Raw genomic sequence first — 15,105 nt, 5'->3', positions numbered from 1 at the left:
TTATGACATTGCGCGTCGGCACCTCGTCCTGGACCGACCGGACACTCATCGCCTGCGGGCGGTTCTACCCGCCGGGCGTCGACACGCCCGAAGCCCGGCTGCGTCACTACGCGTCGCAGTTCGATCTGGTCGAAGTCGACAGCAGCTATTACCGGCTGCCCGATGCGGGGATGGCATGGCGCTGGACGCAGCGCACGCCGCCGTCGTTCCGCTTTCACATCAAGGCTTTTCGCGCCTTCACCGGACACACGACGCCTGCCAGCGCGCTGCCCCGTGATATTGCGGCCGCACTGAATATGGCGCCCGGTGAACCGGTATCGCAAGACGAGCTATCGATGCTGGTCGATCCCACGCCCGACGCCTTGGTCGATCCCCACGTCGATCTCCATGTCGGTCTTCCCACGGAGCTACGCGACGAGCTATGGCGGCGGTATCTCGAAGCGATCGAGCCGTTGCGCCAAAGCGGTCAGTTGGCAGCGATCCATTTCCAGTTCTCGCCACGCGTGCAGAACGACCGGGCCGGACGGGCACTCGTGTTCGACACGGCCAGACGCCTCGACGGCGAGCGTCACGCCATCGAATTCCGGCATCGCAGTTGGTTCGATACGCCCTCGCGCGAAGCGGCGACCCTCGCCATGCTGCGCGAGACGGGCGCGGCCCACACCATCGTCGATAGCCCCACCGGTTTCGATAACACCGTGCCCGCCGTGTGGGCAACGACGCGCGACGACCTCTGCGTCGTCCGTCTGCACGGGCGCAATGCCGCTGCGTGGAACCGGCGCGGCATCAAGGCATCGTCAGGAAGATTCGTCTACGAGTACAGCGCGAGCGAGTTGATCGATATCTCTGCACGTGTGGCGCGCATTGCCGCCAAGGCTGACGACACGCACGTGCTCTTCAACACCAATCACGAAGATCAGGGCATGCGCAATGCCGCAGCTTTTCAACGCACGATTGCGGCGCTCGCACGCGGCGATATCACCGTGAACACCACCGACGCGCAAGACGTGTGGGATGTGCTCGATCAAGGCGACATGTCAGCGTGGCGGTGACTCGTCCGCTGCCTGCGTACGCGCGCGTTGGGCTTCACGCCACGCGGGCAGATCGGCCAGACGTGTGCCTTCGGGGACGACGCCATGCTTGCCGTGTCCGACGCGCTGCGCCTTGTAAATGCCGGTGTGCCCGGAACACAGATACGCCAACACACAAGCGATCGCGGCATAGCTCCCGATCTGCGGGCCGAAGATTTCGATCGCCATCAGCGTAGAAGCAATCGGCGTATTCGCCGCCCCGGCAAACACCGCGACGAAGCCGATCCCAGCGAGTACCGGCGCCGGCAGCGTCAGCACGTGCGACAGTGCGTTGCCGAGCGTTGCACCGATATAGAACAACGGTGTGACTTCCCCGCCTTTGAAACCCGAGCCGAGTGTGACCACGGTGAAGAGCGTCTTGCCGAGGAAGTCGTACCAGGGCAGCGTCGTGTGAAACGCGTCGACAATCGTCGGAATGCCGAGCCCCAGATACTGCGGCGTGCCGAGAGCAGTTGCCGCTGCGGCGACCGCAACCCCGCCCACCACGGGACGCAATGGCGCGTAAGCAATGCGCCGCTTCATGAAGCCAGACATCGCGTGCGTAGCCTGCGCGAAGCCCATGCCGACCAAACCGCACGCCACACCAGCCGCCGCGGCGCTCATGGCACCTGACAGCGAGATCGACGCACCGAACCATTGCGGTGCGATGGTGTAAGCCGTGTGATGCACGCCCCATGCGCGCGTCACGGCATCGCCCACGAGTGCGGCCACAACGCACGGTAACAGTGCGTCATAGCGCAACCGGCCGATGGCGAGCACTTCGAGACCGAATACCGCACCGGCAAGTGGCGTTCCGAACACCGATGCGAAGCCTGCCGCAATCCCCGACATCAGCAACACACGACGCTGCTCGCCCGAGAGCCGGAAGACGTGCGTGAGTTGATCGGCGAGCGCCCCGCCCATTTGCACGGCGGTGCCTTCGCGCCCTGCCGAGCCGCCAAACAGATGGGTGATGACCGTACCGGCAAGGACCAGCGGCGCCATGCGCAGCGGCACGACGCGGCGAGGGTCATGAATCTCGTCGATCAACAGGTTGTTGCCCGCCTCCACACTCGCGCCGAGCCGTAAGTAAAGCCAGCCGACGGCGAAGCCAGCCACCGGCAGCAGCCAGAGCAGCCACGGGTGAAGTAAGCGCGTATCGGTGGCGATTTCGAGCGCGACAAGCAGCAACGCACTGGCGCTACCGGCCATCACGCCGACGAGCGCAGCGACAGCGCTCGCGCGGGCGGCGCGCGGCAGCACGTCGGCAAGCTCGCGCAAAGGGGAACGGTCAAACATCTTCATGGTGTGTACACACAGGGCAACGCATCGAATCGGTCGATGCCATTGACGAATCGCCTGAACGCCGCCGGAAGGACGCGAGTCAGTCGCGAGGAACCGCATGGGGAAGTGAAACGAAATCCGTCCACACACATAGCCCGCAACCTCCCGGCACGCCAGGATCTTGCAGGCATCATCAGCCCCATTGCAGGGCGGTTTGCGTATGAACATCAAGCACGCCGGAGGTATGCCATCTCCGTTGAAGCTGCCGTCATGCTATCAGGAAGCGAGGACACTCACAATGCGTGACATCTGCGCCCCGTTTTTTGTGCCGAAGTGTCATAGCCCATCAGGACTTTCCGATATATCGGCGTTGCTGCGTTTTCGCAGCGCAAGCGCCCCTAGAATCGGCACCAGTTCGTTGGAGATGGGTATGACAGCAGACACGCAATACATCGATCGAGTGAGCCGTTACGACTGGCCCGATATCACGCAACTATGGGATGCCGTAGTGACATGCGCGACGCCCGGCTGGGATCCAGGCAAGGCACTGGAATATCTCGTGCTCAAGGGATTCGAGTTGAGTGGTGCGCAGGTGAGGTGGCCGTATAGCGTCAGCCTGTTGGATACCTCGAACATCGAGCAGATCGATGGGCTGGTGTACATCGCGGGTATCAGCGCGATGATCGAGTGTAAGGATCACTCGAATCTTCAGTCGCGCACCAAGCGGCGCATCGACTTCGCGCCTATCGCGAAGCTACGCAATCAGTTGACGCGCCGGCCATCGACATTGATCGGATGCATGTTCACCAGCGGCGACTTCACGAGCGCTGCAAAACTGATGGTGAATTTCACCAAACCCCAAACGATTCTCTGCTGGAACGGCCAGGAAATCGACGAGTGCATCCGCAAACGCGACTTTGCCTTTCTGATGCAATCGAAGTATCAGGCCTGCATCGAGCGTGCGGAGCATTATCTTGAGACGAAGAGCGAGGACTGATCGAAATGAAACGCAGCATCGTCTGCCCGTCAAACGACGGTTTCACTCTCCTGCAATCGTGGTTGCCCCGCAGCGTCGTGAATTCTTCTTGGTTCATCACATGCCGCGGCATGTGGGACGCTACCGATTGCACGTGGCGCACACTCAAACGATTTAAGGCGCCGACGCTTCTCATACACAACGCCTATTGCGTCTACCCCGATTTAGTCAGCGACCAGATCGGTAGTGCTGAATCGATCTTGGAGGCGCATTTCGCGAAACATTGCGAGGTTAGGATTGCCGTTCCAACACTCGAAGTCATGCTCTTCGAGACGCCGGAAATCATTGATGCCGTGTTCGGCGAGCGCGCGACGGAAACCGTGCGCGTGATGGGAATCTACGATCCGGTGCGTGCGATACAAGTCGCCGGTACGACGATGGCACGAATCACCGAGCGCTTTGACACTGCGACTATCGACATGCTACGTGCCACACCAACCGGCAAAGACATCCTCGAAGGCATCGCGGCATTGGATGCGAAGAACACGACTTGCACCTGCGTCAAACACTAGCGCCAATAAAAACGGCGGGCGCGATGTCATACATCGTCACCCGCCGTCTACGCCTCGATGTCGCTGGGGCGTTTACTGCGATCACATCAACGCCATTTACTTCTTAGCGCTCTTCACCGCTTTCTCGATGCGTGCACCGACATCGGCGTCGATCTGTTTCCAGTAGTCGAAAGCACGCTCCAGCACCGGACTGCGCACGCCCGCGAGCAATGCACCCGACACCGTTTCTACCAAGCGCTCGCGTGCCGCATCGTCGAACACATTGCGCACCAGATTCCCCGGCTGCGAGAAATCGTCGTCTTCCTTGTGCAAGGTGTAGGCGTTGCGCACCATGTCGCCGTCCGACTCCCAGCCGTCTTCCGCCGCACCGGTCTGATCGGCGTACGGGCGCCCACCGCTGTTCGGCACATATGTCGGTGCATTGCCGCTGTGCTCGAAGGCCATATGACCGTCGAACATATACGACTGCACCGGCACCTTCGGACGGTTGACCGGCAGTTGATGGAAGTTGGTGCCGATGCGGTTGCGTTGCGCATCGTTGTAAGCGAATGCACGGCCCAGCAGCATCTTGTCGGGCGACAAACCAATGCCCGGCACCGTGTTGCCCGGCGAGAACGCCGCCTGCTCAATCTGCGCGAAGAAATTCTCCGGATTGCGGTTGAGCGTCATCTTGCCCACCTTGATCAGCGGATAGTCCTTATGCGACCACGTCTTCGTGAGATCGAACGGGTTGAAGCGGTATTTCTTGGCGTCGGCATACGGCATCACCTGCACCGACATGATCCAGCTCGGATGCTCGCCGCGCACGATGGCGTCGAACAAATCGCGGCGATGAAAATCAGCGTCCTGACCGGACATCGTCGCGGCTTGCGCATTGGTGAAGAACTCCATCCCTTGTTCGGTATGGAAGTGATACTTCACCCAGAATTTCTCGCCGCTGGCATTGACCCACATGTAGGTATGCGAACCATAGCCATTCATGTGCCGCCACGTGCGCGGCAAGCCACGATCGCCCATCAGGTACGTCACCTGATGCGCGGACTCCGGATTGTTCGTCCAGAAGTCCCACTGCATGTGGCTATCGCGCAGGCCCGAGTCGGGCAAACGCTTTTGGCTGCGGATGAAGTGCGGAAACTTCATCGGATCGCGAACGAAGAAGATCGGGGTGTTGTTGCCGACGAGATCGTAGTTGCCTTCGTCGGTATAGAACTTCAGAGAGAACCCGCGCACATCGCGCCAGGTATCGGGGCTACCGGCTTCGCCCGCGACGGTGGAAAAACGCGCGAGCATTTCGGTTTTCGCGCCTTTCTTGAACAGCGAAGCCTTCGTGTAACGGCTGACATCCTCAGAGGTTTCGAAGACACCGAAGGCACCGGCACCTTTCGCGTGGGGCTGGCGCTCGGGCACCTTCTCACGGTTGAAATGCGCCATTTGTTCAATGAAGTGAACGTCATGGAGCAGCAGCGGACCGTCTGGGCCGACCGACAACGTATTGCGATCGCTCGCCGCCGGGGCGCCTGCACCGGTTGTCGATCCGGTGTCCAGACGTTCTTTCTCTTTGCTCATACATACCTCCAAACATCAAGGTGGGTGGGGAGAGGGAGAGAATAGATTTGCAAGTGGATCAAAGCATAATACAGGACGTCGACTTTGACCCCTCAGGGCGACGCGCGTTGAATATTCGTCAACTTGCGATAGATCAACTCACGCCTGACGTCCCGCCATCACGCCCCCATCTACCGGCAGCACGGTGCCCGTAATCCACGACGCCGCATCCGACGCGAGAAACAGAATCGCCTCGGCAACATCGCGCGGTTGGCCGTTGCGCCCAAGAGGATGGAACGCATTGAACGCGGGCAACGTGGCCTTCACCTCGTCATCGCTCATGAACGTGTTGTAGACCGGCGTCTCGACCACAGCGGGTGCCACCGTGTTGATGCGGATATCGAGCGGCGCGAGTTCGATCGCCAGATTGCGCGTCAGCGCGTGCACACCGGCATTCGCCGCCGAGTAGGCCGACGAAGGCGTCGCACCAATGGCCTGCAAGGCCCACAGCGAGCCCGTCTGCACGATGGCACCGCCGCCGCGCTGCGTCATCGCCTTGGCGGCGGCTTGCGCCATGAAGAACTTGCCTTTGAGAATGATGTCGAGAAAGCCGTCGTATTCGGCCTCGTTCAACTCAAGAAACGCCTTGGGGCGGAACACCCCGGCATTGTTCACAAGAATGTCGACACCGCCGAATGCCGACGTCGCCAATGCGACCAGCGCCTCGGCCGTGGCAGGCTTCGCGATGTCTCCCGCGAGATAGCGCACATTCGCCCCGCTCGCGTCGATTTGCGCAGCGGCGGCGGCAAGCTTCGCCTCGTCACGCCCGCCGATCACGACCTTGGCACCCGCAGCCACGAGCCGCGTCGCCACTTCTTTACCGATCCCCGAGCCGCCACCCGTAACAATCGCCACCTTGGAAGAAAAACTTTGCATTTTGCTGACTCCTGAAAATCTGCCGGTTACTAAAAACACGCCTTTTGATGGAGATATTGTTGGCGTCCGGCGATGTCTTCACAAATCAGTTATTCTGCGTCGCATTGAAAGAAAATCTTTCCATCATGAAAGCACCGGTCTTCCTCAATGCATTGCGGGCGTTCGAAGCGAGCGCACGGCATCAGAGTTTTTCTACGGCCGCTGCCGAATTGAACGTCACGCCCGCCGCCGTGGGACAAATGGTGCGCAGTCTCGAAGCATGGCTGGGCGTGCCGCTGTTCGAGCGCAGCAACACCGGGCGCGCGCGACTCGTGCCGACGCAAGCGGCGCAGCGAGCGCTACCCGACATTCGCGACGGATTTGACCGGCTCAATCTGGGTTTTGCGAAATTGCGCGAGGGCTCAGCGGTCGGTGTGCTGACGGTCACGGTGAGCCCCGCCTTTGCGGCGAAATGGTTGCTGCCCCGCATCGACAGCTTTCAGAGCGCATGGCCAGACACCGATGTGCGGCTCGACACCAGCCTCAAGCTGGCCGACTTCGTTGCACAAGGTATCGATATCGGGGTGCGTTACGGTCAGGGGCACTGGCCCGGACTCGTGGCAGAGAAGTTGATGGACGAGCAGGTCTTTCCGGTCTGCGCCCCATCGTGGCTTCGCGAACATCCGGCGCTACAGCACCCGGAGGATCTGCGCGGCATGCCGTTGATTCACGATCTCTCGGTGGACAAAGACGAGGGATTTGTCACGTGGCCGTCGTGGCTGGTCCGCGCGGGTGTGTCGGGCGTGCCCACGCGCACCGGTCTGAAGATCAATAACTCGGCGGCAGTGCTGCAAGCGGCCATCGACGGCCACGGCATCGCGCTGGCGCGCAGCGTGCTGGTGCGAGACGATCTCGCGGCGCAGCGGCTGGTCCGGCTATTTCCCGATGTCGATTGTTCGTCACCGCTTGCGTACTACATCGTCTATCGCGCCGAATGCGCCACGTTGCCCAGGCTGGCGGCATTTCGCGAGTGGCTAACTCAAGCCGCCAACGCACGACACTGACAAAGCGCGCGTTCGAAACAGGCGATGGCGAAATCGACCGATGCTTCGTCGGTAAACCGCCCAAGACTCACGCGCACCGTGCGTCTTGCGGCTTCGCTGTCCAGTCCGATCGAACTCAACACGTGCGACGGTTGCCCCGATGCCGAGTTGCAGGCCGACGTCGACGAGACCGCCAGATTGGTATTGAGCATGAACGTGAAGAACCCCGGGTGATTCACCGTAAGGCTCAGCGTGTGCGCAATGCGACGTGCACTCGCGGCGTTGTGCGTCACATTGCCCAGCGGCAGCACCCCATCGAGCAAGCGTCGGCTCAACTTGGCGATGCGCTCGTTATCCACCGTCATCCCGCGCATGGCCAGCTCGCAAGCCGTGCCCATGCCGACGATCTGATGCGTAGCGAGCGTGCCTGAACGCAAACCGCGCTCATGACCGCCACCGTGAATCTGCGGGGCAATACGCGACATCACGTCCTTGGCGACGAACAGCGCGCCAATCCCCTTCGGCCCGTACACCTTGTGCGCGGACATCGACAGCATATCGATCCCCATGGCCTTCACGTCGATCGGCGTCTTGCCCAATGCCTGCGCGGCGTCAACATGCAACAGCGCGCCAGCGGCGTGCACCACCTTCGAGATGGCCGCCACATCGGTCAACGTGCCGAGTTCGTTGTTGACGAGCATCAGCGACACCAGCCCCGTGTCCGGGCGCATGGCCGCCGCCACAGCATCGGCGGTAATTTCGCCCGTGGCCGACGGCGTCACGTACGTGACCGGCACACCGCGCTTCTCCAGATACGCCGTCGTGTCCAGAATGGCCTTGTGCTCCATCACGCTGGTGATCAGGTGCGGACGGGCCTGCGCCAGTTCGGCAAACCCTTTGAGCGCGAGATTGTTCGATTCGGTGGCGCCAGAGGTCCAGATGATCTCAACGGCGTCTGCGCCGATCAGCGCCGCCACCTGCGCACGCGAGCGCTCCACGAGCCGCCGGGCGCTGGTGCCTGCGGCGTGCGAACTCGACGCCGGGTTGCCGAACACGCCGTCCACGCCAAGGCAGTCTGCCATCGCGGCAATCACGGCCGCATCGGCCGGAGTGGTGGCTGCGTAATCGAAGTAATGAAGTTGTTCTTTTTCGCGCATGATCGGGTTCCCTGCAAAAATGTGCATCGATCGTACGCGCGACAACAGGGAAAAGGCTTGCGAAATCACTCGCAAATTCCTCATCCACGGCAAATTCATTCCTAAAATCCAGATACCCGGGGAAATTCCTTCTACACCCCAGTGAGCGGCGCATCCAACCCGGGAAACCGCACCGTAACGGCCAGCCCGCCGCCCGGAGCATCCGCCAGCGAGACTTCCGCCCGGTGCATGCGTGCAATTTCGCGCACGATAGCCAGTCCGAGCCCCGAGCCGTCCACCGCCTGCCCGGTCGTCTCGCTGCGATAAAACCGCTGAAACACCGCGTCCCGCTCATGCGCAGGAATGCCCGGACCGTTATCGACCACATGCAGCACCGCCGCCCCCGCAATCGCATCGACGCGCACGGTAATAACCGCGCCGTCGCCTGCATAACGAATCGCGTTGTCGATCAAGTTGCCGCACATCTCGGCCAATAGTTCGCGCTGGCCCAGCACTTCGACAGTGCCGTCGTTTTCAAACCCGAGATCGATGCCGCGCGAACGTGCAACGGGCGACCAATCCAATGTCGTGCTGCGTGCGAGCGCATCGAGTCGCAGCGGCACTTTGGTCGCCGGTGCGCCAACGTCGGCTTCCAACCGAGACAGTGACAACAACTGTCGAACACTTTTCGCCGCCTGCTTCACCGCCAGATTCAGACGCTCGACGCGCTCCCGCGCGCTGGCGCTCAGCGTCTCGCGCAGCGTCAGCTCCGACTCGGCCTGAATGATGGCCAGCGGCGTCTTCAACTGATGCGCCGCGTCGGCAAAGAAGCGCTGACGAGACGCCTGCATACGCCCGACGCGCCCCACGTACTGATTGATCGACTCCACCAGCGGCTCGACTTCCGTCGGCAAGTCGACGTTATCGAGCGGTGTCGTGTCGTCTTCGCTGCGCGCCGCCACCTTCGCTGACAGCCGGTTGAGCGGGCGCAAGCCACGCGTCACGCCCAGCCACACGATGGCCAGCGCCAACACGACGAGCAGCACCTCCTGCTGCAACGCCCCCGTCAAAATCTGACGCGCTAGCTCATGGCGCGACTCGGTGGTCTCGCCCACCACGATCCACACGACACGCGTCTTTGCGTTCGGCACGTCGTGCACCGGCAGCCGCAGCGCCCCCATGCGCAACGATTCGCCGCGATAGGCCGCGTCGTAGAACACCGAGTGATACGGCTCCGGCGTGACGTCCGGCGGCGGTAACGGCAGATCGTGATACCCCGTGACCGCCCGCTTGCCGTCTTCGCGAATCACGTAATAAATCTTGCCGCCGCGATCCGATTCGAACATCTCCAGCGCGAGATACGGCAGATTGACCTGCACCTCGCCGTCAATGAGTTGCGTACCCTCGCGAATCGACTTGATCGAGAACTCGAGCGAGCGGTCGAATGCCGAATTGGCCGCACTCATCGCGCGCTGATACGTGAGCCACGTGTCGAGCGCGAGCAGCCCGAGCAGCGGGAACAGCAGCCATAGCGCCAGTTGGCGGCGAAGATTCGGTTGCGGCATCGGGGATGGAAGAAGTGAGTGCGCGACTACGAGGCTGTCGGCAGCGGGGGCGCCGCGTCGGGTTTGGCTTCGAGCAGATAGCCGAGCCCGCGCAGCGTGACGATGGCGACACCGCTTCCTTCGAGCTTTTTGCGCAGCCGGTAGACGTAGATTTCGATGGCGTCCGGATTCACCGATTCGTCGATACCGAAGAGCTTCTCGGAGAGCGCCTCTTTGTTGATCGCCCGCCCGGCACGCAGAATCAGCACTTCGAGCACCGCGCGTTCGCGTTTGGTCAGGGCCAGCAGTTCGCCGTCGAGCCGGAAGCTGCGCTCCACTCCGTCGAACACGAGCGGCCCGCAAGCCACATCCGCGCTCTCATGACGCTGCGAACGGCGAATCAGCGCACGCGCACGCGCCTCCAACTCATCGAGTTCGAATGGCTTTGAAAGGTAATCGTCCGCGCCGAGATTGAGCCCCTTCACGCGGTCTTCAAGCGAGCCGTGCGCCGTGAGAATCATCACCGGCACCATGTTGCGCCGCTGACGCAGCCGGCGCAGCAGCTCCAGCCCGTCGAGACGCGGCAAGCCCAAATCGAGGATGACGAGCGAGTATTCCTGCGTGCGCAGCACGTGATCGGCGGCTTCGCCATCGTGCATGCAATCGACGGCGAAATGCGCCTGCGTCAGCGCTTCGGTGAGCGATTTGGCCAGACTCGGATTGTCTTCGACAAGCAGGATACGCATGAAACTGGACCAGACCCTAGGGAAATCCATGACCCGAAAAAACGCTCATGGGCCGGATTCGACACGGAATCGAAAGCGAATTGAAAGTTTCGGCAAATTACCATGCGCCACGCGAAAACGACAAACCCCGTTCAAGGGGTCTCTGGAGGAAGACATGAAGCAAACGCAAATGCTCGGCGCCTGCGTGGCCGCCGCTGCACTCTTCGCGAGCGCCTTACCCGCCGCTCACGCCCAAGTGCCCGCCGGCTACCCGGCGAACTATCAGGCCACCATCGACGGCGCGAAGAAAGAAGGCAAGCTGATCGTGTATTCGGTGACCGACACGGCCCTCGTGCGCCCGCTCATCAAAGACTTCGAGGCGCTCTACGGTGTGAAGGTCGAGTACAACGACATGAACAGCACCGAGCTGTACAACCGCTACATCAGCGAATACGCCGCCAACAGCACCAGCGCCGACGTGCTCTGGAGCTCGGCCATGGACCTTCAGGTCAAGCTGGTGAACGACGGCACGATGGCAAGCTACGAGTCGCCCGAATCGACGCACATCCCGCAATGGGCGCAGTACCAGAAGCAGGCTTACGGTACGACTTACGAGCCGCTCGCCATCGTCTACAACAAGCGCCTTCTGCCCGCCGATCAAGTGCCGCAAACGCGCGTCGAGCTCATCAAGCTGCTGCAATCCGACCCGGCGAAGTTCAAAGGCAAGGTCACGACTTACGACATCGAAAAGTCGGGCGTGGGCTTCAACTACCTGACGCAAGACGCGCGTGTGAACCCCGAAGTGACGTGGGAACTCGTCGGCGCGATGGGCGCACTCAACCCCAAACTGCAATCGAGCACGGGCGCGATGATGGAGCGCATTTCGTCGGGCGAGAACCTGATCGGCTACAACATTCTCGGCTCGTACGCGTTCGCCAAGGCGAAGAAAGACCCGTCCATCGGTTACGTCTACCCGCGTGATTACACGCAAGTCGTGAGCCGTCTGGTCACCATCTCGAAGAAGGCGAAGAACGTCAACGCCGCCAAGCTGTGGGTCGACTATCTGCTCTCGAAGCGCGGCCAAACGCTGCTGGCGAACCAGGCCAACCTGTTCTCGATTCGCGCCGATGTGGAAGGCGAAACCTCGATGGCGAACCTCACGCAGCAACTGGGCGCCGCCCTCAAGCCGATTCCGATCGGTGCAGGCCTGCTCGTCTATCTCGATCAATCGAAGCGCCTCGAATTCCTGAAGCGCTGGCAGCAGTCGATCAAGCGCTGATCGCCCCCTGCGCACTCACTCTGATGCACCCCTGATGCACCAGTAATGCCGGCGGGCCGCGCACGCGGCCCGCCTCTCCCCTAGGGACTGTTCCCCCTAATTCCTGATATGCGCCCTGCGTGGCGCAGGGAGACCTTCATGCTGTCGTCTACCACCGACTCCCGCTCTGCGGTGCCGCCCGCGCGTTCGCGCAGCGGTGTGCCCCATCTCGTCGCGTCGCCATGGCGCGCACTCGCCGCCACTTCGCGCTGGCTCGTTATCGCGGTGCTCACAATTGCTGTGCTGCTGCCGCTGTCGTTCATCGTTTTGCAGAGCCTGCTCTCGGCGCCGTTCTTCGACGCGAGCCGCACATTCGGTATCGACGGTTATCGCTTCATCTTCACCGACCCCGATTTTTGGTCGGCAGTGAAGAACTCTTTCATCATCGCGTTCGGGATGCTGTTCATCTCGATCCCGCTCGGCGGCATTCTCGCGTTCCTGATGGTGCGCACCGACCTGCCGGGCCGCCGCTGGCTCGAACCGCTGCTGCTCACGCCGGTGTTCGTCTCGCCGATGGTGCTCGCGTTCGGCTACGTCGTGGCCGCAGGCCCGGTGGGCTTCTACTCGGTGTGGTTCCGCGAACTCACGGGCATGGACGCACCGTGGTCGGTCTATTCGATCTTCGCGATCACCGTGATCGTGGGCCTCACGCATGTGCCCCACGTTTATCTCTACTCGTCGGCTGCACTGCGCAACCTCGGCTCGGACGTGGAAGAAGCCGCCCGCGTCGCCGGTGCGCGCCCGTTCCGCGTCGCACTCGACGTGAGCCTGCCGATGACCATGCCTGCACTGCTGTTCGCGGGCGTGCTGGTGTTCTTCCTCGGCTTCGAAGTGTTCGGTCTGCCGCTCGTGCTGGGCGACCCGGAAGGTCACCTCGTGCTGGCGACCTATCTGTACAAGCTCACCAACAAGCTCGGCGTGCCCTCATATCACCTGATGGCGGCCGTGGCGATGTGCATCGTCGCGATCACTTTCCCGCTCGTGCTGCTGCAACGCCACCTGCTCAAGCGCGCCAACAAGTTCGTCACGGTCAAGGGCAAGGCCGGGCGTCAAACCGTGCTGCCGCTGGGCGTGTGGCGCTGGATTGCGCTGGGTACCGTCGTCGCGTGGCTGCTCGTGACGGTGGTCGTGCCGATCTCAGGCATCGTGCTGCGCTCGTTTGTCACGCACTGGGGCGAAGGCGTCGCATTGAGCGAAGTGCTCACGCTCGCCAACTTCGAAGAGTTGTTCGAACAAGACAACCTCGTGCGCGCCATTCTCAACACGCTGGGTATCGGCGTGATCGGCGGCGCAATGGCCGTGGGCTTCTATTCGCTCGTGGCCTTCGCGGGTCATCGCCGCAACGATTGGGCAGCCAAGCTGCTCGACTATCTCGTGCTGCTGCCGCGCGCCGTGCCGGGTCTGCTGGCGGGTCTGGCGTTCCTGTGGATCTTCCTGTTCGTGCCGGGCTTGAAGGAACTCAAGAACTCGATGTGGAGCATCTGGGTGGCCTACACGGTGGTGTGGCTCGCCTACGGCATGCGGCTCATCCAGAGCGCGCTGTTGCAAGTCGGCCCCGAGTTGGAAGAAGCCGGGCGCAGCGTTGGCGGCACGCGCAGCCGCGTGAGCCTCGACGTCACCCTGCCGCTCGTGCGCTTCGGCCTGCTCGCTGCCTGGCTGCTCATTTTCATGATCTTCGAGCGCGAGTACTCCACTGCGGTGTATCTGCTCTCCCCGGGTACCGAAGTGATCGGTTCGCTGCTGGTGTCGCTGTGGGCGACCGGCGCGGTCGATCAAGTGGCCGCGCTCTCTGTCATCAACATCGCGATGGTCGGCGCCGGTCTGGGCGTGGCGTTGCGCTTCGGAGTCAAATTGCATGGATAAGCTCGTCGTCGACAACCTCTTTCTGAGCTACGGCACCAACCCCATTCTCAAGGGCGTGTCTTTCGAACTCAAAGCTGGCGAAGTCGTCTGTCTGCTCGGCGCATCGGGCAGCGGCAAGACCACGCTCCTGCGTGCCGTCGCCGGTCTCGAACAACCGTCGGATGGTCGCATCGCGCTCGACGATCAAGTCTTCTTCGACGGCGAAAAGGGCATCGATTGCCCCGTCGAACAACGCTCGCTCGGTCTCGTGTTTCAGTCGTATGCCCTCTGGCCGCACCGCACGGTGGCCGACAACGTCGGCTATGGCTTGAAGCTGCGCAAAGTGGGTGCCGCCGAGCGCCGCGAGCGCGTGCAAAGCGCGCTCGACCAACTCGGTCTCGGTCATCTTGCTGAGCGCTTCCCGTTCCAGTTGTCGGGCGGCCAGCAGCAGCGTGTGGCCATCGCACGCGCCCTCGTCTACAACCCGCCGGTCATTCTGCTCGACGAGCCGCTGTCGAATCTCGACGCCAAGCTGCGCGAAGAAGCCCGCGCGTGGCTGCGTGAACTGATCGTCTCGCTGGGGCTTTCGGCCCTGTGCGTGACGCACGATCAGACCGAAGCGATGGCGATGTCCGATCGCATTCTGCTGCTGCGCAACGGACGCATCGAACAGGAAGGCACCCCGGCCGAACTCTACGGCTCGCCGCGCTCGCTTTACACGGCGGAATTCATGGGCAGCAACAACCGCATCGACGCGACCGTGAGCGCCATCGACGGCGAATTCGTCACGCTCGCGGGCGACGGTTTCTCCTTGCAGGCACGCGCACGCGACACGCTGGCGCCGGGTCAGGACGCACAAGCGGTGATTCGCCTTGAGCGCGTGCAAGTCGCCGACGGCCCCGGTCACAACCGCGTGGGCGCGCAACTCGTCACGTCGATGTATCTGGGCGACCGCTGGGAATACCTGTTCCATTGCGGCGCGCTGCGCTTCCGCGCATTCGGTCACGTGCCACGCGACCCCGGCCACCACTGGGTCGAATTCCCCGCCAACGACTGCTGGGCATTCGCGCAATCGAACGCGTAAGCCCACTCGAGTTCACCCCAAGCGACGCGCGGGCGCTCTCCCGCGCAACCC

Annotated in this window: 12 protein-coding genes, 1 pseudogene and 1 riboswitch; of the genes and pseudogenes, 7 read left to right on the top strand and 6 right to left on the bottom strand. The window is 62.2% G+C overall.

The genetic code is table 11. The annotated features are described in order from the left end of the window. Window positions 1-2 precede the first annotated feature (2 nt). Window positions 3-1,052, top strand: a complete 1,050-nt coding sequence (locus tag PPN31114_RS12205; RefSeq protein WP_150679754.1) for a DUF72 domain-containing protein — start codon at window positions 3-5, stop codon at window positions 1,050-1,052. Here the strand turns inward: PPN31114_RS12205 and PPN31114_RS12200 are convergent. After that, on the bottom strand, window positions 1,038-2,375 hold the full coding sequence (locus PPN31114_RS12200; protein ID WP_150679753.1) for a voltage-gated chloride channel family protein: 1,338 nt from the start codon (window positions 2,373-2,375) through the stop codon (window positions 1,038-1,040). The two genes, PPN31114_RS12205 and PPN31114_RS12200, sit on opposite strands and share 15 nt — an antisense overlap. Window positions 2,376-2,531: 156 nt before the next feature. After that, a riboswitch (Fluoride riboswitch) is annotated at window positions 2,532-2,618 on the bottom strand. Between the two features lie 166 nt (window positions 2,619-2,784). Here PPN31114_RS12200 and PPN31114_RS12195 point away from each other — a divergent pair. Continuing rightward, window positions 2,785-3,351, top strand: a complete 567-nt coding sequence (locus PPN31114_RS12195) for a restriction endonuclease (protein WP_246182521.1) — start codon at window positions 2,785-2,787, stop codon at window positions 3,349-3,351. A 5-nt stretch (window positions 3,352-3,356) separates the two neighbouring features. Next, on the top strand, window positions 3,357-3,902 hold the full coding sequence (locus PPN31114_RS12190) for a hypothetical protein (RefSeq protein WP_150679751.1): 546 nt from the start codon (window positions 3,357-3,359) through the stop codon (window positions 3,900-3,902). A gap of 96 nt (window positions 3,903-3,998) precedes the next feature. Here PPN31114_RS12190 and PPN31114_RS12185 read toward each other — a convergent pair whose 3' ends face one another. Then, window positions 3,999-5,468, bottom strand: a complete 1,470-nt coding sequence (locus PPN31114_RS12185; protein WP_150679750.1) for a catalase — start codon at window positions 5,466-5,468, stop codon at window positions 3,999-4,001. 138 nt (window positions 5,469-5,606) lie between these two features. After that, window positions 5,607-6,383, bottom strand: coding sequence for an SDR family NAD(P)-dependent oxidoreductase (locus PPN31114_RS12180; RefSeq protein ID WP_150679749.1), 777 nt, complete (start codon window positions 6,381-6,383; stop codon window positions 5,607-5,609). A 125-nt stretch (window positions 6,384-6,508) separates the two neighbouring features. Between PPN31114_RS12180 and gcvA the strand changes: the two genes are divergently transcribed. Continuing rightward, complete coding sequence (gene gcvA / locus PPN31114_RS12175; RefSeq protein WP_150679748.1) at window positions 6,509-7,426, top strand: transcriptional regulator GcvA; 918 nt, start codon at window positions 6,509-6,511, stop codon at window positions 7,424-7,426. On the opposite strand, the pseudogene PPN31114_RS12170 reads toward gcvA, so the two are convergent. The 3 genes and pseudogenes from PPN31114_RS12170 to PPN31114_RS12160 all read right to left on the bottom strand — a co-directional run. Next, a pseudogene (locus PPN31114_RS12170) lies at window positions 7,405-8,562 on the bottom strand (cysteine desulfurase family protein); the annotation flags it as partial. The gene gcvA and the pseudogene PPN31114_RS12170 overlap by 22 nt on opposite strands. Window positions 8,563-8,693: 131 nt before the next feature. Continuing rightward, the gene (locus PPN31114_RS12165) at window positions 8,694-10,106 is read right to left on the bottom strand and encodes a sensor histidine kinase (protein ID WP_150679746.1); all 1,413 of its coding nucleotides are present in this window, start codon (window positions 10,104-10,106) and stop codon (window positions 8,694-8,696) included. A 26-nt stretch (window positions 10,107-10,132) separates the two neighbouring features. Then, window positions 10,133-10,831 (bottom strand): response regulator, encoded by a 699-nt coding sequence (locus PPN31114_RS12160; protein ID WP_150679745.1) that lies wholly within the window; start codon window positions 10,829-10,831, stop codon window positions 10,133-10,135. Window positions 10,832-11,000: 169 nt separating this feature from the next. Between PPN31114_RS12160 and PPN31114_RS12155 the strand changes: the two genes are divergently transcribed. The 3 genes from PPN31114_RS12155 to PPN31114_RS12145 all read left to right on the top strand — a co-directional run bounded on the left by PPN31114_RS12155 (window position 11,001) and on the right by PPN31114_RS12145 (window position 15,054). Further along, entirely contained in the window at window positions 11,001-12,089 is a 1,089-nt protein-coding gene (locus tag PPN31114_RS12155) for an ABC transporter substrate-binding protein (RefSeq protein ID WP_150680391.1), read from the top strand. A gap of 138 nt (window positions 12,090-12,227) precedes the next feature. Further along, entirely contained in the window at window positions 12,228-13,991 is a 1,764-nt protein-coding gene (locus tag PPN31114_RS12150) for an ABC transporter permease (RefSeq protein WP_150679744.1), read from the top strand. Continuing rightward, a complete protein-coding gene (locus tag PPN31114_RS12145; protein WP_150679743.1) occupies window positions 13,984-15,054 on the top strand; it encodes an ABC transporter ATP-binding protein in 1,071 nt (356 codons plus the stop codon). Before PPN31114_RS12150 ends, PPN31114_RS12145 begins: the two co-directional genes overlap by 8 nt. The last annotated feature ends 51 nt before the right edge of the window (window positions 15,055-15,105 follow it).

Origin of the sequence: Pandoraea pneumonica, from assembly GCF_902459645.1 — a bacterium.
Lineage (GTDB): Bacteria > Pseudomonadota > Gammaproteobacteria > Burkholderiales > Burkholderiaceae > Pandoraea > Pandoraea pneumonica.
This window is presented reverse-complemented; position numbering and strand designations above follow the sequence as displayed.

Excerpts from the sequence above, each read along its gene's own strand:
- PPN31114_RS12205 (WP_150679754.1), top strand. The coding sequence starts at position 3 with ATGACATTGCGCGTCGGCACCTCGTCCTGGACCGACCGGACACTCATC.
- PPN31114_RS12200 (WP_150679753.1), bottom strand. The coding sequence starts at position 2,375 with ATGAAGATGTTTGACCGTTCCCCTTTGCGCGAGCTTGCCGACGTGCTG.
- PPN31114_RS12195 (WP_246182521.1), top strand. The coding sequence starts at position 2,785 with ATGACAGCAGACACGCAATACATCGATCGAGTGAGCCGTTACGACTGG.
- PPN31114_RS12190 (WP_150679751.1), top strand. The coding sequence starts at position 3,357 with ATGAAACGCAGCATCGTCTGCCCGTCAAACGACGGTTTCACTCTCCTG.
- PPN31114_RS12185 (WP_150679750.1), bottom strand. The coding sequence starts at position 5,468 with ATGAGCAAAGAGAAAGAACGTCTGGACACCGGATCGACAACCGGTGCA.
- PPN31114_RS12180 (WP_150679749.1), bottom strand. The coding sequence starts at position 6,383 with ATGCAAAGTTTTTCTTCCAAGGTGGCGATTGTTACGGGTGGCGGCTCG.
- gcvA (WP_150679748.1), top strand. The coding sequence starts at position 6,509 with ATGAAAGCACCGGTCTTCCTCAATGCATTGCGGGCGTTCGAAGCGAGC.
- PPN31114_RS12165 (WP_150679746.1), bottom strand. The coding sequence starts at position 10,106 with ATGCCGCAACCGAATCTTCGCCGCCAACTGGCGCTATGGCTGCTGTTC.
- PPN31114_RS12160 (WP_150679745.1), bottom strand. The coding sequence starts at position 10,831 with ATGCGTATCCTGCTTGTCGAAGACAATCCGAGTCTGGCCAAATCGCTC.
- PPN31114_RS12155 (WP_150680391.1), top strand. The coding sequence starts at position 11,001 with ATGCTCGGCGCCTGCGTGGCCGCCGCTGCACTCTTCGCGAGCGCCTTA.
- PPN31114_RS12150 (WP_150679744.1), top strand. The coding sequence starts at position 12,228 with ATGCTGTCGTCTACCACCGACTCCCGCTCTGCGGTGCCGCCCGCGCGT.
- PPN31114_RS12145 (WP_150679743.1), top strand. The coding sequence starts at position 13,984 with ATGGATAAGCTCGTCGTCGACAACCTCTTTCTGAGCTACGGCACCAAC.